Here is a 20,331-nt window from a genome sequence, read left to right on the forward strand (position 1 = left end):
CATGTCCCTAGAAGCCCTGAATCTGGCGCGCGGTCAATTTGCCATGACCGCGATCTTCCATATACTCTGGCCGATCCTCACGATCAGCCTCTCCGCTTTTCTGCTCGTGGTCGAAACCCTCTGGGTCAAGACCAGCAACGTGGTCTGGTATCGCCACGCGCGCTTCTGGAGCAAACTGCTCATTCTCAATTTCGCGGTTGGCGTGGTGAGCGGCATTCCGATGGAATTCCAGTTCGGTACGAACTGGGGACCGTTTTCGCAATACACCGGCCAGTTCTTCGGCAATATCCTCGGCTTCGAAGGCGCGATGGCCTTCATGCTCGAAGCCGGGTTCGTCGGCATCATGATGCTCGGCTGGGGTCGCGTGCCCAAGGGCGTGCATCTGTTCGCCACCGCGATGGTCGCGCTGGGCTCGTCGATTTCCGCGTTCTGGATCATGGTCGCCAATTCGTGGCTGCAAACGCCGCGCGGCGTGGCGCTGGTGGACGGCAAACTCGTCGTCACCGACTACGTGAAGGCGATTTTCAATCCCGACATGGCCTGGGGCGTTTCGCACATGTGGTTCGCGGCGCTCGAAACGGGGCTCGTCGTGATCGCCGGTATCTCGGCGTATTACCTGCTCAAGCGCCGCAATCCAGAATTCTTCGTGCGCTCGTTCAAGCTCGCGCTGCTGCTGCTCGCGTTCGTCGCACCGGTGCAGATCTGGCTCGGCGATTCGAGCGGCGTCGATGTGTTCGAAACCCAGCCCGCCAAGGGCGCGGCAATCGAAGGTCATTGGGAAACCAACGCGCCGGGCACGGGCGCAAGCTGGTCGCTGATCGCGTGGCCGGACGCCGCGAAGCAAGGCAATGACTGGTCGCTCGAAGTGCCGGGCATGTTGAGTATTCTCGGCACCCACAGCCTGCACGGCAAGGTCACAGGTATGCGCGATATTCCCGTGGCCGATCAGCCGCCCATGCTGCCGCTGCTCTACTACGCCTTCCGCGCGATGGCCGGCATCGGCTTCCTGTTCATGGTGCTCGCGTTCTGGACGCTCTATGCACTCAACAAAGCGCGCGGCCACCTTGACAAGCTGCTCGCGCAGCGCAAGCTGCTGCTCGCGTGGGTTCTGGCGATTCCGCTGCCCTATATCGCGGTGGAATGCGGCTGGATCGTACGCGAAGTGGGACGCCAGCCGTGGGTCGTCTACGGCCTGCTGCGCACCGACCACGCCGCCTCGGCGATTCCGGCCGGCGCGATCACGGGCAGCATGATCATGTTCGCCACATTCTTCGTCGTGCTGATCAGTTCGTTCTTCGTGTTCGCACGCCGCTGGCTGCGCCGCGGCCCGGATCTCACGCTGATGCCGCCGGTCGAGGTCGCGCACCAGACCGTGCCCCATGCCGTCGATTATTGATCGCCCCCGGATCGCCACTGCATTCATCCAACAGGAAGTCACCATGAATCCCGCTTCAACTCAGGATCTGCTCAACCACGCGTGGTTTGGGCTGATCGGCCTGATGCTCGTGCTGTACGTCGTGACCGACGGCTTCGATCTGGGCGTCGGTATCCTCACGCTGCTGCGCCCCCGCCAGGCCGACCGCGATCTCATGGTCCAGTCGATCGGCCACGTCTGGGACGCCAACGAGACCTGGCTCGTCGCACTCGGCGGCGCGCTCTTTGGTGCGTTCCCGACCGCGTACGCGATGATCCTCTCCGATCTCTACGTGCCCGTGATGGTGCTGATCGCGAGCTTCATCATGCGCGGCGCCGCCATTGAATTTCGCCACGCCGCCCATACGAGCAAGACGGTGTGGGACCGCGTGTTCGGTCTGGGCAGCCTGCTCGCGGCCATCGCGCAGGGTATCGTGCTGGGCAAGATCCTCACTGGCTTCGTGCCGGGACTCGCCAGCACCGCTTTCGTAATCGTCACGGCTATCGGCGTGGTGTCGGGCTATTGTCTGCTCGGCGCGACCTGGCTGGTGAAGAAGACCACGGGTACGATCGAAAGCACGTCTCGCCGTCACGCGATCGTCGCGGTGTTCATGACCGTGGCGGCAGCGCTGGTGGTGTCGTTCGCGACGCTCAGGCTGAGTCCCGTCGGCATTACGCGCTGGCAGGATCAAGGCGTGTTTCACCTGCTGATCGCACTCGGCGTTCTGGCCGCGCTGGCCTTCGTCTACGTGCTCTATTCGATTCACATGCGCGGCGAGCATGGCCCGTTCGTGGGCGCGACGCTGCTGTTCGTGCTGTCGTTCGCGGGCCTTGCAATCAGTATGTTTCCATACATCGTGCCAGGCCAGCTCACTGTCGCGGCAGCCGCTTCGGATGCCACGACGCTCACTTTCATGCTGTTCGGTATCGGCATCGTGTTCCCGATCATGATCGGCTACAACCTCTACCAGTATCACCTGTTCCGCGGTAAGGTCGTGCCGGTCGAGCACTAGCTGGATTCACTCTACGCCGATACCTTGTATCGGGTGGACAGTGGTTCACGGCGCTCCGCCACCTGCATAGAATGGGGCGGCGGCTTTTTATTCTGTTCCCTCAGCTTGACGTAATGATGCTAATTCAATTTTTTGCATAACGTCTTGCAGGCCCATTCGACTGACGATTTAATGTGTATCTCGATTGGACATCGCAATGAAACCCATGCTCGATGGGAGGAGTCGCGGGAGTAAGCGTACGCCGCTCTCGTTTTACATATGGCAAAACGGAAGCGCACCGATATATCCATCAAAACATATTGACGATGTATTCAAATAAACATAACGAGAAACCGTTTAATTAGATTTCTCTCATTTATTTCTTGTTCCCCCGAATTCAATACCTAAAATAAAACCCTTACTCCCTTAGTGTATTTTCACCATCCGGCCTGTTTGTGGTGCTTAGCCGATACTCCGCCACCCGCGCGGAGGACCCAAGGAGTTTCTCATGACGAAACTACGTGATGTGCCAGGCGTTCATCCCTATACCGGTCCCGCTGGCGGATGGGGCGCGCTCAAAGCCACCGCCCAGGCGATTCACGACCAGATGGAAAGCATCGAGGCGCCCATCATCCTGATGCGGACCAATCAGCCCACCGGCTTCGACTGCCCCGGCTGTGCGTGGCCGGACAAGGAGCATCGCTCCACTTTTCAGTTCTGCGAAAACGGCGCGAAGGCCGTGACCTGGGAAGCCACCACAAAACGCGTCACGCCGGAGTTCTTCGCGGCGAACACGGTCACCTCGTTGCTGCAAAAGACCGACTACGAACTCGAAGACATGGGCCGGCTCACGCACCCCATGGTGTATGACCGCGCCTCCGATACCCTGCGCCCTGTCGACTGGGAGGACGCGTTCGCACGCATCGGCGAGATCCTGCGCACGCTCACGCCCGATCAGGTCGAGTTCTACACATCAGGGCGCGCGTCGAACGAAGCCGCGTTCCTCTATCAACTGTTCGCCCGGGAATTCGGCACCAACAATTTCCCTGACTGCTCGAACATGTGCCATGAGCCGACCAGCGTCGGCCTGCCGCAATCGATCGGTATCGGCAAAGGCACGGTGTCGCTCGAAGACTTCGATACGACGGAACTCATCATTTCCATCGGGCACAATCCCGGCACCAATCATCCGCGCATGATGGGCACGCTGCACGAGGCCGCGCGCCGCAATGTGCCGATCATCGTTTTCAATCCCCTGCGCGAACGCGCGCTGGAACGCTTTGCCGATCCTCAAAGCATGATCGAGATGGCGACCTTCGGTTCCACGCGGATTGCCTCGACTTATTTTCAGGTCGATGCCGGCGGCGACGCTGCCGCGCTCAAAGGCGTCATGAAAGCGCTGCTACAGATGGAATCGGAACAAGGCGGCGTGCTCGACAAGGCGTTCATCGCCGCACACACCGAAGGCTTCGATGCGTGTGCCGCGGATCTGGAAGCCACATCGTGGGAAGACATCGAAAAGGCCAGCGGCCTGGAACGCGCCGACCTCGAACACGTAGCCATTGCCTACGCCAAATCCAACGCCACGATCGTTACCTACGGCATGGGTGTCACGCAGCACAACAAGGGCACGGCCAACGTGCGCCTGATCGCGGACCTCCTCCTGATGCGCGGCAATATCGGCAAGCCCGGCGCCGGCATCTGCCCGTTGCGCGGCCATTCCAACGTGCAGGGCAACCGCACCGTCGGCATCACCGAAAAACCTTCGGCGGCCTTCCTCAAGCTGATCGAGGATGCCTGCGGATTCACGCCGCCGGCCGGCCACGGCCACGACGCGGTGCAGGCCATGCAGGCTATGATCGACGGCAAGTCCAAGGCGCTGCTGTGCCTGGGCGGCAATTTCGCGGTGGCGCTGCCCGACCCCGAACAGGCGTTTCCGGCGATGGCGACGCTTGACGTCGCGGTGCATATCGGCACCAAACTTAATCGCACGCACCTGCTCGTCGCCAACGAAACCTATGTGTTCCCCTGCCTGGGCCGCACGGAGCTCGACATGCAGAGCAGCGGTCAGCAATCCGTGACCGTGGAGGATTCGATGTCAATGGTGCATGCGTCAGCCGGCAAGCTCAAGCCCGCCTCCGAGCAGTTGCGCTCGGAACCTGCCATCATCGCTGGCATGGCGCGGGCTGCGATGCCGAACTCGAAACTCGACTGGATGGACCTGGTCTCGGACTATGACAAGATCCGCGATCTGATCGAGCGCACGGTGCCGGGCTTCGAGGACTTCAACCGGCGCATCCGCGTGCCGGGCGGCTTCCGCCTGCCCCTGCCGCCCACCGAGCGCCAGTGGCATACGCCATCGGGTAAAGCCGAATTCTCCGTTTATGACGGCGTCAAGGAAGACGCCGACGTGCTGGGCGCCGAAAACGTGCTGCGGCTCATCACGATCCGCAGCCACGATCAGTACAACACCACGATCTATGCGATGGACGACCGCTACCGCGGTGTGTTCGGGCGGCGCGACGTGCTCTTCATGAACGCCGACGACATGGCCGCACATGGCATCGAGCATGGCGATCTCGTCGATATAGAGACCGTCACGTCGGGCCGCGTGCTGAAGCTTACAGACATCACGGCGATCGTATACAGCATCGCAAAAGGGTCGGTAGCGGCCTATTACCCAGAAGCGAACGTGCTGGTGCCGCTCGACTACATCGACAAGGAAAGCGGCACGCCGTCGTACAAATCCGTTCCCGTACACGTCGTGCGCGCGGCAAATCAGCAGCCGTAGTGCTGTCGCGCTAGTGCGCAAGCGCGGAAAGTCGTCAACAGGAGTTCACAAGAATCATGAATATCTTCGACGCATTTCATCTGGCCCGGCTGCAGTTCGCATTTACCGTCTCGTTTCATATTGCATTTCCCGCCATCAGCATCGGCATGGCGAGCTTTCTCGCCGTGCTGGAATGGCGCTTGCTTCTCACGGGAGACGTGGCCTACAAGGACATGTACCGCTTCTGGTCGAAGATATTCGCGGTCGGGTTTGGCATGGGCGTGGTGTCGGGCGTCGTGATGGCGTATGAATTCGGCACCAACTGGAGCGGCTTTTCCACCGTGGCGGGCAATATTACCGGGCCGCTGCTCACCTACGAGGTGCTGACCGCATTTTTCCTGGAGGCCGGTTTTCTCGGCGTCATGCTGTTCGGCTGGAGCCGCGTGAGTCCGAAAGCGCACTTCTTCGCCACCGTGATGGTCGCGATCGGCACGCTGATCTCCACCTTCTGGATTCTCGCGTCCAACAGTTTCATGCAGACGCCGCAAGGCTATGCGATACAGAACGGCCGCATCGTGCCGGTGGACTGGTGGAAAGTGATCTTCAATCCGTCGTTCCCGTTCCGCCTCGCGCACATGACCATCGCGGCCTTTATCGTCGCTGCGTTCATCGTGGCGGCCTGCGGCGCCTACCATCTGCTCAAGGGTCGGCGCGACGTGCCGGTGAAGCGCAGCTTTTCGATGGCGCTCTGGATGCTGCTCGTGCTCGCGCCCCTCCAGATCCTGGTGGGCGACGCGCATGGCCTGAATACGCGCGAATATCAGCCCGCCAAGATCGCGGCAATCGAAGGGCTCTGGGAAACCGAGCACGGCGGCACGGCGCTCAATCTCGTGGGCCTGCCCGATATGGATGCCGAAGTCACGCGCTACGCGATCCAGATTCCGCATCTGGGCAGCCTGATTCTCACGCATAGCTGGGACGGTGAAATTCGCGGCCTCAAGGAGTTCGCGCCGCAGGACCGGCCGTACTCGCCCATCATCTTCTGGACCTTCCGCCTCATGGCAGGACTCGGCATGTTGATGCTGCTGACTGCCGTGCTGGGCCTCATCCTGCGGCGCGGTGAGCGGCTCTATGAAACGCGCTGGTTCCAGTGGCTGGTGTTCTGCATGGGGCCGTCCGGCATCGTCGCGCTGCTGGCCGGCTGGATCACGACCGAGGTGGGCCGCCAACCGTGGACCGTCTATGGCGTCATGCGCACGATCGATTCGGTGTCGCCCATCGGCGCGCAGCAGGCAGGCGTGTCACTGTTGATCTTCGTGATCGTCTATTTCCTCGTGTTCGGAACCGGCGTCTATTACATGCTCAAAATGATGAAGAAAGGGCCGGCGACCGGCGTGGAAAGCATCGAGTCGCTCAAGTATCCGGGACTGCACAATCGCGCGCTCGACGCCGTGGTGGGGGAATAAGGCCATGCAAATCGACCTTCCTGTGATCTGGGCCGCCATCATCGGCCTCGGCGTGTTTATTTACGTGATGCTCGACGGTTTCGACCTGGGCATCGGCCTGCTGTTTCCCTTCTTCGAAGGCAAAGGCGAGCGTGAAGTCATGCTCAATACCGTCGCGCCGGTGTGGGACGGCAACGAAACATTTCTGGTGCTGGGCGGCGCGGGGCTTTATGGCGCGTTTCCCGTGGTGTATTCGACGTTGCTGCCCGCCAATTACATGCCGCTGATCCTCATGGTGGTGGGCCTGATCTTTCGCGGCGCGGCGTTCGAGTTGCGCGCCAAGGCCACGCGCACGCAGCATGCGTGGGATCTCGCCTTTATCGGCGGCTCGGCGCTCGCGGCAATGTGCCAGGGCATTACGCTCGGCTCGCTGCTGCAAGGCATCAAGATCGTCGACGATAGATTCGCAGGCGATCCGTTCGACTGGCTCTCACCGTTCAGCGTCTTTTGCGGCTTTGGCGTGCTGCTCACTTATGCGACGCTCGGCTGCGGCTGGCTGATCCTCAAAACGGATGGCGAATTGCAGCGCAAGATGCGTTTCGTGATGCGCCCGCTCGTCGCCATCCTGCTGCTGGCGATTGCGATCGTGAGCCTGTGGACCGTGCTGGGGCTGCCCGCGGTGCGGCAGCGCTGGTTTCTCAGCGGCGATCTCGGCTACTTCCTGCCGGTGCCGATTCTCGTGGTGCTGTGCGTATGGGGCATCTACCGCTCGCTGAACCTGAACCACGAAGCGATGCCCTTTCTCCTCTCGCTCGCGATCTGCTTTCTGGGTTATACGGGTCTCGTTATCAGCATCTGGCCATACATCATTCCGCCGTCGCTGACGATCTGGGAAGCGTCGTCGAGTCATTCGAGCCAGCTCTTCGCGCTCGTCGGCACCGTCATCGTCCTGCCGATCATCCTGGTCTACAACGCCATGCAATATCGCGTCTTCAGGGGCAAGGTCCGCGAAGGCGATCATGGTTACCACTAATTCGTCCACCTGCGAGGAAGGCCGCGCGCGCCAGCACGGCGCGCACGGCCTGACGATCGACTCATCGACATCATGATCGTCCGGCCCCGCGAAAACTGGTTCCGGCTGCTGTTCATCTGGAACGGCTCGGTACTCTCGTCGATCATTCCGCAGCTTTGTTTTATGGCGATCGTCAGCATTCTGGCCGTGCTCACGCATGGCCGCGTGTTCGGCGAAAAAATACCGCTCAATACAGCGCCATTTACGCTCTTTGGTGTAGCACTCGCCATCTTTCTGGCTTTTCGCAACAACGCCAGCTACGAGCGTTTCAATGAGGCACGGCACCTGTGGGGCAATCTGCTAATCGCCTCGCGCACACTCACCTCGCAAATGCTCTGCTATGTGCCCGAGCGCGTCGACACGCTTCTGATCGCACAACGCCTGATTGCGTTCGTCTATGCGCTAAAGCACGAATTGCGCGGCAGCGACCCCACGCCGGATTTTCTTCGCCTGCTTGGGGGCGATCAAGCCGCCCTGCTAAGCGATCAGTCCTACAAGCCGGCCACATTGCTCAACGAGATACGTCGTGAGCTGTCGACTCCAAACCAGCGTATGCATACGTCCGATACGAAACTGTGGATGTTTGACACGCAACTCGTCGAACTAGGGCGCTCGCTGGGCGGCTGCGAGCGCATCGCGTCGACGCCGATTCCGTTCGCGTATAGCGTGTTGCTACATCGCACCGTTTACGCCTACTGTGTGCTTTTGCCGTTCGGTTTAGTCGACTCCACCGAATTCTTCACACCCCTGCTGTGCGTATTCATCTCGTACACGCTGATCGCACTCGAAGCAATTGCGAGCGAAGTGGCCGACCCTTTCAGTGTTGCGCCCAATGCGCTGGCGCTTGACGCCATGTCGCGCAATATCGAACGTTCCATTCTGGAACTCTGTGGATGTCCCATTCCGGATCCGGTAAAACCCGTGCGGCCTTATCAGCTCACCTGAACCGGCTTGCGTGGCAGCCAAACTGTACCGCTTCAAACCGTCGCGGACTGTGCACCAGAAGAGGCCACACGCGGCTCTATCCTGTAGCCCATTGCTAGAGCGATATCGCCAGCCTCGCCGTTCGCGCCCCCGCACAGCGCGCTGATATCGCCTAACCCGACTTTACCTTACCGGTCCAACCAGGAAAGTGAACGCCATCGCACACGCCATCAACGCCGAACCGGATGCCGCCCGCGCCATTCGCGCTCTCGATGCGCACGACGCTTCCGCGCGCGACCGGCTTGCCCGTCCGCTTCGCGATCTGCGCCTGTCCGTCATCGATCAGTGCAACTTTCGCTGCACGTACTGCATGCCGCGCGAGGTCTTCGACGAAAATTACCGCTTCCTGCGGGCATCGGAACGTCTCTCGTTCGACCAGATGATGAAACTCGTACGGGCCTTCGTCGCGCTGGGCGTTGAAAAGGTGCGCATCACCGGTGGCGAACCGTTGCTCCGCCGCGGCCTGGAGTCCTTTATCGAGCGGCTCGCAGGTCTCACGACGCTGGGCGGCGCGCCGCTCGATATCGCACTGACGACGAACGGGTCGCTGCTCGCCGAGCGTGCGCGCAGCCTGCGTAATGCGGGCCTGTCACGCGTGACGGTGAGCCTCGATGCGCTCGACGATGCCGTCTTTCGCCGCATGAGCGATGTGGACGTGCCCGTCGCACGCATTCTCGACGGCATTGAGAAAGCGCATGCCGTTGGCCTCGCGCCGGTCAAGGTCAACGCCGTGATTGAAAACGGCGTGAATGACAGCCAGATCCTGCCCATCGTGCGCCACTTCATGAATACGGATATTGCCGTGCGTTTCATCGAATTCATGGACGTAGGCGGAGCAGCGGGCTGGTCGAATACGACTGTCCTCACCGCGCACGATATGCGGGAGATCGTGGAGAGCGAATTTCCGCTGCTACCCCTCGGCGGTTTCGATGAGTCTGCCACGTCGGTCAATTACCGCTTCGCGAATGGACAGGGGACGGTGGGCTTTATCGCCAGCGTGTCACAACCGTTCTGCGGTAAGTGCTCGCGTGCACGTGTTTCGGCGGACGGGCAGCTTTTCACTTGCCTCTTCGCCAGGCAAGGCGCCGACCTGAAGCCCTGGCTAGGCGAAACGGTTTCAAGCGAGCGATTGATCGACGCGATTCACGCCCGCTGGCATACGCGCGACGATCACTATTCCGAGCTCAATGCGGACCGGCGTCGCAGCGGCCAGCGCAAGACGTGGCCAACGGTGCGCATGTCGCTAGTCGGCGGCTGATGAGACTGCTCAACCTATCAAGGAACTCCCATGACGGCACCCCAATCGGAGCCTGATGTAGCGCATCAATCCGAAATTCAGGCAGTTGTTGAACTCAACCTTTTACCGCGCGGCATCACAGCAGGCTTCGAAGTGCGCGTGCAGGATACGCCCCTGGATGTGGCCGTCGAAACCGCGCCGATCATGCGCAATCCCAACGTGGGTGCGGTCGTGGATTTCATCGGCATCGTGCGTAATAGCGGCGATCGCGACGACGTGGTCGCACTCGAACTCGAGCACTATCCCGGCATGACCGAGCACTCGCTCTGGAACATCGTCGAAGAAGCGTCGGCGCGCTGGTCGCTGGATGCCGTGAAGATCGTACATCGCGTGGGACACGTCGCACTCGGCCATCCCGTCGTACTGGTCGTCGTGGCAGCGCCGCATCGTTCGACGGCTTTCGCGGCCTGCGCGTTCATCATGGACTTCCTGAAAACCCACGCGCCGTTCTGGAAAAAGGAAGTCGGCCGTGATGGAGTCGCACATTGGGTCGATGCCCGCAAGCGCGACGAACAGGCAATGCTGCGTTGGGGTTGAAGCGGATAGAACCCATCAATACCTTGTCGAACATACCGCAAAGATCGCATGAAACTCACCATCAAATACTTTGCCAGCATCCGGGAAAGTCTCGGCATGGCACAGGAAACGCTGGATATCGACGCGCCGCTCATTACGATCAGCGGCCTGCGCGACCGACTGATAGCCCGAGGGCTGCCAGCAGCCGATGCGCTTCATACCTCACGTCCCGTGCGCGTGGCTGTTAATCATGAAGTAGTCGCCGGCACGTTTGTCCTCAGGCAGGACAGCGAGGTCGCATTTTTTCCACCTGTAACGGGCGGCTAGGATTTATCGCGCGAAGACCACCGATAATTGATATCGGAACGCCTCCCTTTCATCGTAAAGGCCTGCGAAGTAATATTTCTACCGGTTTCGCATATCGCGCAACCTCCATAGTAAAGCCTCCGCTATCCCCAAAGTACCCCGCTTTGGGGATCTTTTTTAGACCTTCACATCGATTTCGAGTGCCGATGCCAGCACCGCCCAATTGGCGTTAATGGGCGTTGTACCACGCGAAAATGGCCTGTAAATCTTGTCCCCACGCTGGATATCCGTGCCCGTGAGTGCGCACTGGCCGCGTTTTCTGGCGATACATAAACGCCAGAGCTGTTCTGTATAATGCCCGCTCGTGGGATCACCCCATGAAACGGAGATGAGTTTGTCCTCGCATACATCGACGAAAGCAAGATTGGCGCGACGCGCGGGGGCGACATCTATCTCCGGGGATTGGGCCGCATTCGAATTAGCTTGCATGGCATGGCAAGCGTAATCCATCGTGCGACCGTCAAAAACGGAGCCGCCGCCGAGTAGTGTGAGTGTGTATTGCCAGGCATTTCCGGTACCGAGTTCCTGCATGGCGCATTTTCCCTTTCAATCTGAGTTGTCGGGCATAATTCATACGACGTTAATTTGCATGGGAAATTAACCCATTTCAATGAATTGGATGCTAGCACTCAGGCTTTGAAAAGTGATAAGTTTTGAGCCGATACTATGAATCGGCGAACAGGTATCCCGCAGGATGATCGACCGCCGGGATCTGCCAGTCACGGCACGGTTAACCAGCGCCCCACAGCCAATATCCAACATCCTCTGACCAGGTTCGATCCGAATCTTCGCGAGAATTGGGTCTATTTTCTTTAACTGGGCTTCTTCAAGCGTCTCGTCACCGTTCTCGAAATAAGCGCACGAATACACCATATTCCTGTCGGGCCAGAGTTCGTAGAACGCATTCGATACTTCGTAGTGTTAATGAGAAAAAAGAGTTTGTTCTGTTGCCACGTCGCTGGGTGGTAGAACGCAGCTTCGGTTGGCTGAACCGTTTCCGCCGACTGGCCAGAGACTACGAGCGATTGCCCGAAACCCTGGCCGGCCTGCCACGCTCTAACCTAACGCCCCTCAAACAATGCGACGTTCGCGTCATACGCGGCCTGCTGACGCCGGAATGCGTCGTCCAGATGTTCGCGCAGCGCTTGTTCGGCGGCATCGGCATCGTGTTTTTCCAGCGCGTCCAGCACCCGCTGATGCTGCTTGAGCGTCACGTCGGCCACGACCGGATCGCGCACCGTGACGTGGCGCACGCGGTCGATCGGCGCGCGCGCGAATTCCACCAACTGCTGCACACGCGGTAGCCGCGCAGCCGTACAGACCGTGGCGTGAAACGCGTTGTCGCAGGCAATCGCCGCAACGGCGTTATTGCGCTCGATCGCACGCCGGTGGGCTTCCTGGATATCGTGGAGTTGTTCGAGTTCGCGTGTCGAGATGATGTCGGCGGCGCGCCGGATGCTGGCGATTTCGAGCACCTGACGAATCAAGGCGCTTTCCGCGAACTGCTCGCGCTTCACCGGCGCGACGAAGGTGCCCGATTGCGCCGCAATGCGCACCAGTTCCTCGCGTGCGAGCTGAAGCAGCGCCTCGCGCACCGGCGTGCGCGAAATGCCGAGCGCGTCCGCCAACGCACGCTCGAAAACGACATCGTCGGGCTGCAGTGTCATGGTGACGATGGCGTCGCGCAGCAGTTGATAGAGCTGCGTCGACAACGCCTTCGAGCGGTCCAGCATGAAATCGGCGGGGAGCAGCCGGGCGACGAATGCGTCCGGCTCGTTACGGTCTTCGGTCATAGATCGGTTCGGATTGCAGCGTGCTCCGCCTTCGGAATGAGAGCACGGCCCTCAGTATATTAGTGTCCTAATCTTTTTACCCCGACAGCACCCCTTCTCCCAGGGTTTTCCCGCAATTCTCGCGATGCGCGGTTGCCCTCCATCGACGAATTCACTATCATCTGCGTACTAATATATTAGTTGACTAGTGCATTGAACACCAAGCGTATCCCCACGCAGGAGACACCATGCAATTCGAAGACACCGCCGCCGGCCACAAGGTCGATCCGGCCCGCGCCGCAGCCCACGCCGCCGCTCCCACTGCCGTGCGCTGGCGCATTTTCTGGATCCTCTTGCTGCTGTCGTCGATCAACTACATCGACCGCGCCTCTCTGTCCGTCGCGCTGCCGATCGTCTCGACCGAATTCAATCTCACGCCGGCGATGGAAGGCGTCCTCCTGAGCGCATTCTTCTGGACCTACGCGCTGATGCAGATCCCCAGCGGCCTGCTGGTCGATCGCTTCAAGGCGCGCAATATCGTCGGTATGGCGACGATTGCGTGGGGCGCGTGCCAGGCGGTCGCCGCCGGTTGCTTTCACTGGATTCCGCTGCTGCTCACGCGGCTGGGTCTGGGCGTGGCCGAATCGCCCATCATGCCCGCGGGCGCCAAGCTGGCCGGGTCGTGGCTCACGCCGTCCGAACGCGGTCGCGGCGCGGCGCTGCTCGACGGCGGCGCGCCGCTCGGGTCCGCTTTTGGCGCAATCATCATCACCGCGCTGATCGCCTGGCTCGGCTCGTGGCGTCTTGCATTCGTGGTGGCGGGCGTGGGCACGGTGGTCGTCGGCGTGCTGGCCTGGTGGTATATCCGCAATCATCCCGCCGAGCATCCGGGCGTAAACGCCGCCGAACTGGCGCACGTCGAAGCCGCCCGCCGCAAACCCGGCGCCAGTGCGGCGCGCGAACGTCTGCCGCTGCGCGCCGTGCTGGCCGACCGCTCGGTGCTGTGCATGTTCGCGAGCTGGGCCTGCTACAACAGCGTGTTCTACGGCCTGATGACGTGGATGCCCAGCTATCTGCACAAGGCGCACGGCTTCGATCTCAAGCAGATGGGCGGCGCGACCTTTGTGATCTTCATGTGCGGCTTTATCGGCGAACTGTTCGGCGGCTGGCTCGCCGACAAATGGCGCGCGGCGGGCGGCGAAGCCAACCGCGTGATGAAGTCGATGTTCAGCTTCGCGGGCCTCGCCTCAGCCGCCGCGATTCTCGCCGTGAGCTACGCAAGCGGCCTCGTGAGCGTGGTCGTCCTGCTCTCGATCGCCCTCTTCTTCATCCGCTGGTGCGGCATGTTCTGGGGCGTGCCCGCCACGCTCGGCGGCCAGTCGCGCGCCGGTCTGCTGGCCGGTGCGATGAACTTCTCCGGCAACATCGTCGGCGTCGTGGTGCCGATCCTGATCGGCATCATCGTGCAAACGACCGGCACGTATTTCCTTGCGCTGATGTTCTTCGTCGTCGCCGCATTCGGCCTCGCCGTGTGCGCGAGCCTGATCGACTATCGCGATCGCGGCCTCGACTGAACCCGCTTCCTCTTTCCGGTACGAACTCATGCATTCCACTTCCACTGCTGAACTGACGCGCCAGGCGCGCCAAACGGACGATACCCGGCCGCGCGCCCGCGCAATCCGGCTGCATCCCGCCGACGATGTGGTCGTCGCGCTCGAACAGTTGATCGGCGGGATGCCCATCGAGGGTGAAAACGTCATTGCCAGCGGCCTGATTCCGCCGGGTCACAAGGTCGCGACGCGCGCTCTCGCCACCGGCGCGCCGGTGCACCGCTACGGGCAGATCATCGGCTTCGCACGGCAGCCAATCGCAGCGGGCGAACACGTGCATACGCACAATCTCGACATGGGCGAGTTCTCCCGCGACTATGCGTACGGCCTGGCCGCGCGCGCCACCGACTACGTGCCCGAGTCGCAACGCGCGACCTTCGAAGGCATCGTGCGGGCGGACGGACGCGTGGCCACGCGCAATTACATCGGAATCCTGACCTCCGTGAACTGCTCGGCCACGGTTGCGCGCGCCATCGCCGATCATTTCCGACGCGACATTCATCCCGAGGCGCTCGCCGATTATCCGAACGTGGATGGCGTGGTCGCGCTCACGCACGGCGTAGGTTGCGCCGTCGATACCGAAGGCGAAGCGCTCGCGCTCCTGCAGCGCACGCTAGGCGGCTACGCGTGCCATACCAACTTCGCGAGCGTGCTCGTGATCGGGCTGGGCTGCGAGACGAACCAGATTCCGCGCCTGCTCGAAACGCAAGGACTCAAGGAGCACGCCGGCCTGCGCACGTTCACGATCCAGGACACGGGCGGCACGGCGAAGACGATTGCCAAAGGCATCGACATCGTCAAGTCGATGCTTGCCGATGCGAACGCCGTGCACCGCCAGCCGGTGAGCGCGAGCCATCTCAGCGTGGGCCTGCAATGCGGCGGCTCGGATGGCTATTCGGGGATCACGGCGAACCCGGTGCTGGGTGCGGCGGTGGATCGGCTCGTGCGCCACGGCGGCACGGCAATACTGTCGGAAACGCCCGAAATCTACGGCGCCGAACATCTGCTCACGCGCCGCGCGCTCACGCGCGAAGTGGGCGAAAAGCTCGTCGCGCGCATCCACTGGTGGGAAGACTATTGTGCGCGCCACAACGCCGCGATGAACAACAACCCTTCAGCCGGCAACAAGGCGGGCGGCCTCACGACGGTGCTGGAAAAATCGCTGGGTGGTATCGCCAAGGCCGGCAGCACCAATCTCGTCGAAGTCTATGAATACGCGCAGCCCGTCAGCGCGAAGGGCCTCGTATTCATGGATACGCCAGGCTACGACCCGATCTCCGCGACGGGTCAGGTCGCGGGCGGCGCGAACCTCATCTGCTTCACCACGGGGCGCGGCTCGGCCTATGGCTGCGCGCCCACGCCCTCGCTCAAGCTCGCGACCAACAGCGCGCTCTGGAAGCGTCAATCCGACGACATGGATCTGAATTGCGGCGGTGTCGTGGATGGCGGCGACGATATCGACACGCTGGGCGAAGTGCTGTTTCGCATGATGCTCGACACCGCGTCGGGCAAGCGCACGCGCAGCGAACTGCACGGCTATGGTCAGAACGAGTTCGTACCATGGCAGATCGGCGCGATCACCTGAAACGCAGATTCCATCGCATTCCGAACTAATATTCAAGGATTACTGGCCCATGGCAACGCAAGCATTCAATACGCCCTATCGCGGCGTGTTCCCGGTCATGCCGACCATTTTCACGCAGAGCGGCGAACTCGATCTCGACGGCCAGCGCCGCTGCACCGACTTCATGATCGACGCAGGCTCGAACGGTCTGTGCATTCTCGCGAACTTCTCCGAGCAGTTCTCGCTGACCGACGCCGAACGCGACACGGTCATGCGCGCCGTGCTCGAACAGGTCGCGGGCCGCGTGCCTGTGATCGTCACGACTTCGCATTTCAGCGCGCGCGTGTGCGCCGAACGCAGCCGCGCCGCCCAGGACGCCGGCGCCGCGATGGTCATGGTGATGCCGCCGTATCACGGCGCAACGCTGCGCGCGAGCGAGACGGCGATCTACGCGTTCTTCCGCGCCGTCTCGGAGGCGATCACGATCCCCGTGATGATTCAGGATGCGCCGATGAGCGGCACCGCGCTTTCCGTGCCCTTTCTCGCGCGCATGGCGCACGAACTCGACAACGTCAGCTACTTCAAGATCGAGGTCCCGCAAGCCGCCGCGAAACTGCGCGAACTGATCGCCGTGGGCGGCGACGCCATCGTCGGCCCGTGGGACGGCGAAGAAGCCATCACGCTGATCGCCGATCTCGAAGCGGGCGCAACCGGCGCGATGACGGGCGGCGGCTATCCCGACGGCATCCGCCGCATCGTCGATGCCTGGGCCGCGGGCCGCGCCGAAGAAGCGGAGCAGGAGTATCAGCGCTGGCTGCCGCTCATCAATCACGAGAACCGCCAGGGCGGGATTGCCACGGCGAAGGCGCTCATGAAAGCCGGCGGGGTGATCGCCTCGGATGCCGTGCGCGCGCCGCTGCCCGGTATCGCCGAACCCACGCGCGCGAGCCTGCTGCGCATCGCAAAGCGGCTCGATCCGCTCGTGCTGCGCTGGGGCCGTTGAGCGCGCCCTCGTTTCATATTCACACAGGAAGCATCATGCAGATTTCAGGCAGCGCGCTGATCGGTCAACGCAGCAGTCAACGCAGCGTCGCGGGTGAATCCGCCTTTCACGCGATCGATCCGGTCAGCGGCGCGCAACTCGAACCCGCGTTCGCGCGCACCTCGGCGCAGGACGTCGCGCTCGCGTGCGAACTGGCCGCGCAGGCATTCGACCGTTATCGGGAAACCTCGCTCGAACAGCGGGCGGCATTGCTCGAACGCATCGCCGCCTGCATCGTCGAACTGGGCGACGCGCTCATCGAACGCTGCGTCGCCGAAACGGGCCTGCCCCGCGCGCGCGTCGAAGGCGAACGCGGGCGCACCGTCGGCCAGTTGAAGCTGTTCGCCGAAGTCGTGCGCGCGGGCGATTTTCTCGGTCTGCGTATCGATCCCGCCCAGCCGGAACGCAAGCCCGCGCCGCGCGTCGATCTGCGCATGCGTCAGATCGCGCTCGGCCCCGTGGCCGTATTCGGTGCGAGCAATTTCCCGCTGGCTTTCTCGGTCGCGGGCGGCGATACGGCGGCGGCGCTCGCGGCCGGCTGCCCGGTCGTCGTGAAGGCGCATCCGGCGCATCCCGGCACATCGGAACTCGTCGGCCGCGCCATCCAGCAGGCCGTGCGCGACTGCGCGCTGCCTGAGGGCGTTTTCTCGCTCGTTTTCGACGACGGCATCGACGCGGGCGTTGCCCTGGTCGCGCATCCGCACATCAAGGCGGTGGGCTTCACGGGTTCGCGCGCGGGCGGCCTGGCGCTCATGCAGCTCGCGGCGCGCCGCCCCGAGCCGATCCCGGTGTACGCGGAAATGAGCAGTATCAATCCTGTGCTGCTGCTCCCGCATGCGCTGGCCAAACGCGCCGAAGCCATCGGCCAGGCCTTTGCCGCTTCGCTCACGCTGGGCACCGGCCAGTTCTGCACCAATCCGGGCCTGATCCTGGCCATCGACGGCCCGGACCTGCAGCGCTTCATCGATGCAGCCGCAGCGGCACTTGAGACACTTCCGGCCACGCCGATGCTCACGGCGGGCATCCACGGCGCGTATGAGCGCGGCGTCGAGCGCATGCAGGGCCAGCCGGGTGTCGAGCAGGCGGGCGCGGGCGCGGCCTCGCGCGACGCCTGCGCGCACGCGGGCCGTAGCGCCCTGTTCGTGACCGATGCGCAAGTATTCGCACAACAGCCTGCCCTGCACGATGAAATCTTCGGACCCGCTTCGCTCGTCGTGCGCTGCCCCGACGCGGGCACGCTGCAGGGAATCGTCGAACAGCTCGAAGGCCAGTTGACGATCGCGCTCCATATCGACGATGCCGATTGCGATCTGGCGCGCGCCCTGTTGCCGACGCTCGAACGCCGTGCAGGCCGTGTGCTCGTGAACGGCTTCGGCACCGGCGTGGAGGTGGGTCATGCGATGGTGCACGGCGGCCCGTTCCCGGCGACTTCGGATGGCCGTTCGACTTCGGTCGGCAGCCTCGCGATCGCGCGCTTCCTGCGCCCTGTGAGCTATCAGGACATGCCTGACGCGCTGCTGCCCGCCGCGCTGCGGGACGGCAATCCGCTCGACTTGCGGCGCAGCGTGAACGGCGCGCCGGGCTGAACGCTTCGAAGCTCTACAGCGCGCGATAGCGGTCGGAAAGCACGCTATCGCTTCGCTTCGAACACATCGACCGGCCGCTACAGATAGCATGCCTGGTCCAGATCCGAAATGAGCGACGGCCCGCTCGGCCGCCAGCCGAGGCGCGCCTGAGTCAGCGCGCTGGAGGCCGGCATATCCAGGCCGACGAAGAGGGCCATCCAGCCGAAATGCGCTTGCGCCTGTTCCGCGGTGATCGACACGACAGGCAATGCAAGCCCACGCCCAAGCGATTCGGCGATGTCGCGGCTGCTGATGCCCTCTTCCCCCACGGCGTGATAACGCGCACCGGCTTCCGCTTTTTCAATCGCTAGCCGATAGAGCCGCACGACATCGGACAGATGCCCTGCCGGCCAGCGGTTGCGGCCCTCGCCGACATAAGCCACAGCGCCTTTCTCCCGCGCAATTGCGATCAATGGCGTAATCAGCCCCTGCTTGAGCGGGTTATGCACTTGCGGCAAGCGCATCACCGAGACGTTCACGCCCGCGTCGAGCAGCGTGTTTCCCGCGATTTCCGAGCCGATGCGCGGATTGGGATGACTCGTGTTGAAAACGTCCTCGCTCGCGGGTTCGCCGTGCTCACCGCTGCCCACTCCGGTACCCGATGTAATCAGCAGCGGCCGATCCGAGCCCGCCAGCACCGAGCCGAGCGCCGCGATCGCACGCTTGTCCTTTTCGCAATTTTCGGCGAACCGTGAAAAGTCATGATCGAACGCCGCGTGGATCACGGCGTCCGCCTTTTCGGCACCGCGTTTCATACTGTCGACGTCTTCGAGCGTCCCAAGGTGAGGAGCCGCGCCGGCTGCCTTGAGCGCCTGCGCACCGGCGTCCGAGCGGGTCATCCCAATCACCCGATGACCGGCCTGAATCAGTTCCGGGACAAGGGCCGAACCGATGAAACCGGTCGCGCCCGTCAAAAAGATTCGCATCGTCAACTCCTTCTGGTCGTGACCTCCGCACTATCTGCCGAATTTTTATTCCGTTAAAGTAGTGACGTTATCATGGTAAAACGACTAACAGGACTAGCAGGAATCTCATGCCGGTCACCGCGCCAGCCTCCCTCGGCGACTTCCTGAAGAGTCGCCGCACCCGGCTCGATCCCGCGAGCTTTGGCTATTCGGGGCGCCGGCGCACGCCGGGCCTGCGCCGCGAAGAAGTCGCGCAACGCGCCAATATCAGTTCGACCTGGTACACGTGGCTCGAACAGGGGCGCGGCGGCGCACCCTCGGCGAGCGTGCTCGAACGCATTGCGGGCGCGCTGATGCTCACGAACACCGAGCGCGAGCATCTCTTCATGCTCGGCCTGGGCAGGCCGCCGGAAGTCCGCTACCGGGCCGTCAACGACGTCCATCCACGCTTGCAGCGCTTTCTCGACTCACTGCAATCGAGTCCCGCCATCATCAAGAATCCGGTGTGGGACGTGATCGCGTGGAATCGCGCGGCCGCTGTCGTGCTGACCGACTACGGCGCGCTGCCGCCCGATGGACGCAATATCCTGCGCTTTCTGTTCGGCAATGACGAGGTGCGCGCGAAACAGCATGACTGGGACAGCGTCGCGCGTTTTGTCGTGGGTGCGTTCAGAGCCGATGTGGCGCGTGCGGGCCTGGTTTCGGAGGCTGGCAAGCTCGTCGATGAGTTGTGCGCCGCGAGTCCTGAATTCGAAACGTTGTGGCGTGAGAACGACCTGCATAACCACGCCGATGGCGGCGTGAAACGGCTGTTGCATCCCATACTTGGGCCGATCGAACTGGAGTATTCGGCATTCGCAGTCGATGGCCGGCCGGATCTTGGCATGATCGTTTATACGCCGCTCGACGACGCCATGGCTGCACGCATCAAGGCGCTTGCAGAGCGTTGAGTACGCAA

17 protein-coding genes and 2 pseudogenes are annotated in these 20,331 nt (G+C 62.3%); 15 read left to right on the forward strand and 4 right to left on the reverse strand.

Annotated elements, in window-relative coordinates:
* The first annotated feature begins 1 nt into the window (after position 1).
* The 9 genes from B0G62_RS12420 to moaD all read left to right on the forward strand — a co-directional run bounded on the left by B0G62_RS12420 (position 2) and on the right by moaD (position 10,816).
* Positions 2-1,396, forward strand: a complete 1,395-nt coding sequence (locus B0G62_RS12420) for a cytochrome ubiquinol oxidase subunit I (protein WP_103704494.1) — start codon at positions 2-4, stop codon at positions 1,394-1,396.
* A gap of 43 nt (positions 1,397-1,439) precedes the next feature.
* On the forward strand, positions 1,440-2,426 hold the full coding sequence (locus B0G62_RS12425) for a cytochrome d ubiquinol oxidase subunit II (protein ID WP_103704495.1): 987 nt from the start codon (positions 1,440-1,442) through the stop codon (positions 2,424-2,426).
* Positions 2,427-2,913: 487 nt separating this feature from the next.
* Complete coding sequence (locus tag B0G62_RS12430) at positions 2,914-5,196, forward strand: FdhF/YdeP family oxidoreductase (RefSeq protein ID WP_103704496.1); 2,283 nt, start codon at positions 2,914-2,916, stop codon at positions 5,194-5,196.
* A 56-nt stretch (positions 5,197-5,252) separates the two neighbouring features.
* Complete coding sequence (locus B0G62_RS12435; RefSeq protein ID WP_103704497.1) at positions 5,253-6,641, forward strand: cytochrome ubiquinol oxidase subunit I; 1,389 nt, start codon at positions 5,253-5,255, stop codon at positions 6,639-6,641.
* A gap of 4 nt (positions 6,642-6,645) precedes the next feature.
* Positions 6,646-7,653 (forward strand): cytochrome d ubiquinol oxidase subunit II, encoded by a 1,008-nt coding sequence (gene cydB / locus B0G62_RS12440; protein WP_103704498.1) that lies wholly within the window; start codon positions 6,646-6,648, stop codon positions 7,651-7,653.
* Between the two features lie 72 nt (positions 7,654-7,725).
* Positions 7,726-8,637 carry a bestrophin family protein gene (locus tag B0G62_RS12445; protein WP_103704499.1) on the forward strand — a complete coding sequence of 304 codons (912 nt, stop codon included), beginning with the start codon at positions 7,726-7,728 and terminating at the stop codon, positions 8,635-8,637.
* A gap of 187 nt (positions 8,638-8,824) precedes the next feature.
* On the forward strand, positions 8,825-9,934 hold the full coding sequence (gene moaA, locus B0G62_RS12450; protein WP_407671150.1) for a GTP 3',8-cyclase MoaA: 1,110 nt from the start codon (positions 8,825-8,827) through the stop codon (positions 9,932-9,934).
* A gap of 30 nt (positions 9,935-9,964) precedes the next feature.
* On the forward strand, positions 9,965-10,510 hold the full coding sequence (locus tag B0G62_RS12455) for a molybdenum cofactor biosynthesis protein MoaE (protein ID WP_103704500.1): 546 nt from the start codon (positions 9,965-9,967) through the stop codon (positions 10,508-10,510).
* 48 nt (positions 10,511-10,558) lie between these two features.
* Positions 10,559-10,816, forward strand: coding sequence for a molybdopterin converting factor subunit 1 (gene moaD / locus B0G62_RS12460; RefSeq protein WP_103704501.1), 258 nt, complete (start codon positions 10,559-10,561; stop codon positions 10,814-10,816).
* 156 nt (positions 10,817-10,972) lie between these two features.
* Here moaD and B0G62_RS12465 read toward each other — a convergent pair whose 3' ends face one another.
* Together B0G62_RS12465 and B0G62_RS32130 are read right to left on the reverse strand one after the other, a co-directional pair.
* Positions 10,973-11,386 carry a DUF3331 domain-containing protein gene (locus B0G62_RS12465; RefSeq protein WP_244193211.1) on the reverse strand — a complete coding sequence of 138 codons (414 nt, stop codon included), beginning with the start codon at positions 11,384-11,386 and terminating at the stop codon, positions 10,973-10,975.
* A gap of 192 nt (positions 11,387-11,578) precedes the next feature.
* Positions 11,579-11,776: pseudogene (locus B0G62_RS32130) on the reverse strand (SAM-dependent methyltransferase); the annotation flags it as partial.
* Between B0G62_RS32130 and B0G62_RS12475 the strand changes: the two are divergent.
* Positions 11,761-11,892 (forward strand): annotated as a pseudogene (locus tag B0G62_RS12475) (transposase); the annotation flags it as partial. The pseudogenes B0G62_RS32130 and B0G62_RS12475 sit on opposite strands and share 16 nt — an antisense overlap.
* A gap of 24 nt (positions 11,893-11,916) precedes the next feature.
* Here B0G62_RS12475 and B0G62_RS12480 read toward each other — a convergent pair.
* Positions 11,917-12,648 (reverse strand): GntR family transcriptional regulator, encoded by a 732-nt coding sequence (locus B0G62_RS12480; protein WP_103704503.1) that lies wholly within the window; start codon positions 12,646-12,648, stop codon positions 11,917-11,919.
* 227 nt (positions 12,649-12,875) lie between these two features.
* Between B0G62_RS12480 and B0G62_RS12485 the strand changes: the two genes are divergently transcribed.
* Genes B0G62_RS12485 through B0G62_RS12500 form a run of 4 tightly spaced genes read left to right on the forward strand, consistent with a single transcriptional unit; the run spans position 12,876 to position 18,429 of the window.
* Positions 12,876-14,201, forward strand: a complete 1,326-nt coding sequence (locus B0G62_RS12485; RefSeq protein WP_103704504.1) for an MFS transporter — start codon at positions 12,876-12,878, stop codon at positions 14,199-14,201.
* Between the two features lie 28 nt (positions 14,202-14,229).
* On the forward strand, positions 14,230-15,822 hold the full coding sequence (locus B0G62_RS12490; RefSeq protein ID WP_103704505.1) for a UxaA family hydrolase: 1,593 nt from the start codon (positions 14,230-14,232) through the stop codon (positions 15,820-15,822).
* Positions 15,823-15,871: 49 nt separating this feature from the next.
* Entirely contained in the window at positions 15,872-16,804 is a 933-nt protein-coding gene (locus tag B0G62_RS12495; RefSeq protein WP_103704506.1) for a dihydrodipicolinate synthase family protein, read from the forward strand.
* A 35-nt stretch (positions 16,805-16,839) separates the two neighbouring features.
* A complete protein-coding gene (locus tag B0G62_RS12500) occupies positions 16,840-18,429 on the forward strand; it encodes an aldehyde dehydrogenase (NADP(+)) (protein ID WP_103704507.1) in 1,590 nt (529 codons plus the stop codon).
* A 77-nt stretch (positions 18,430-18,506) separates the two neighbouring features.
* On the opposite strand, the gene B0G62_RS12505 is transcribed toward B0G62_RS12500, so the two are convergent.
* A complete protein-coding gene (locus B0G62_RS12505) occupies positions 18,507-19,394 on the reverse strand; it encodes an SDR family oxidoreductase (RefSeq protein WP_103704508.1) in 888 nt (295 codons plus the stop codon).
* A 107-nt stretch (positions 19,395-19,501) separates the two neighbouring features.
* Here B0G62_RS12505 and B0G62_RS12510 point away from each other — a divergent pair, with 107 nt between their 5' ends.
* Positions 19,502-20,323: a helix-turn-helix transcriptional regulator gene (locus B0G62_RS12510; RefSeq protein WP_103704509.1), complete on the forward strand. Its 822-nt coding sequence runs from the start codon at positions 19,502-19,504 to the stop codon at positions 20,321-20,323.
* Positions 20,324-20,331 lie beyond the last annotated feature (8 nt).

This window comes from Paraburkholderia eburnea, from assembly GCF_002917095.1.
GTDB classification, from domain to species: domain Bacteria; phylum Pseudomonadota; class Gammaproteobacteria; order Burkholderiales; family Burkholderiaceae; genus Paraburkholderia; species Paraburkholderia eburnea.

Coding starts and splice junctions, on each gene's coding strand:
- B0G62_RS12435 (WP_103704497.1), top strand. CDS start 5,253: ATGAATATCTTCGACGCATTTCATCTGGCCCGGCTGCAGTTCGCATTT.
- B0G62_RS12480 (WP_103704503.1), bottom strand. CDS start 12,648: ATGACCGAAGACCGTAACGAGCCGGACGCATTCGTCGCCCGGCTGCTC.
- B0G62_RS12500 (WP_103704507.1), top strand. CDS start 16,840: ATGCAGATTTCAGGCAGCGCGCTGATCGGTCAACGCAGCAGTCAACGC.
- B0G62_RS12485 (WP_103704504.1), top strand. CDS start 12,876: ATGCAATTCGAAGACACCGCCGCCGGCCACAAGGTCGATCCGGCCCGC.
- B0G62_RS12490 (WP_103704505.1), top strand. CDS start 14,230: ATGCATTCCACTTCCACTGCTGAACTGACGCGCCAGGCGCGCCAAACG.
- B0G62_RS12425 (WP_103704495.1), top strand. CDS start 1,440: ATGAATCCCGCTTCAACTCAGGATCTGCTCAACCACGCGTGGTTTGGG.
- B0G62_RS12465 (WP_244193211.1), bottom strand. CDS start 11,386: ATGCAGGAACTCGGTACCGGAAATGCCTGGCAATACACACTCACACTA.
- B0G62_RS12445 (WP_103704499.1), top strand. CDS start 7,726: ATGATCGTCCGGCCCCGCGAAAACTGGTTCCGGCTGCTGTTCATCTGG.
- B0G62_RS12505 (WP_103704508.1), bottom strand. CDS start 19,394: ATGCGAATCTTTTTGACGGGCGCGACCGGTTTCATCGGTTCGGCCCTT.
- moaD (WP_103704501.1), top strand. CDS start 10,559: ATGAAACTCACCATCAAATACTTTGCCAGCATCCGGGAAAGTCTCGGC.
- B0G62_RS12495 (WP_103704506.1), top strand. CDS start 15,872: ATGGCAACGCAAGCATTCAATACGCCCTATCGCGGCGTGTTCCCGGTC.
- B0G62_RS12510 (WP_103704509.1), top strand. CDS start 19,502: ATGCCGGTCACCGCGCCAGCCTCCCTCGGCGACTTCCTGAAGAGTCGC.
- B0G62_RS12430 (WP_103704496.1), top strand. CDS start 2,914: ATGACGAAACTACGTGATGTGCCAGGCGTTCATCCCTATACCGGTCCC.
- B0G62_RS12455 (WP_103704500.1), top strand. CDS start 9,965: ATGACGGCACCCCAATCGGAGCCTGATGTAGCGCATCAATCCGAAATT.
- B0G62_RS12420 (WP_103704494.1), top strand. CDS start 2: ATGTCCCTAGAAGCCCTGAATCTGGCGCGCGGTCAATTTGCCATGACC.
- cydB (WP_103704498.1), top strand. CDS start 6,646: ATGCAAATCGACCTTCCTGTGATCTGGGCCGCCATCATCGGCCTCGGC.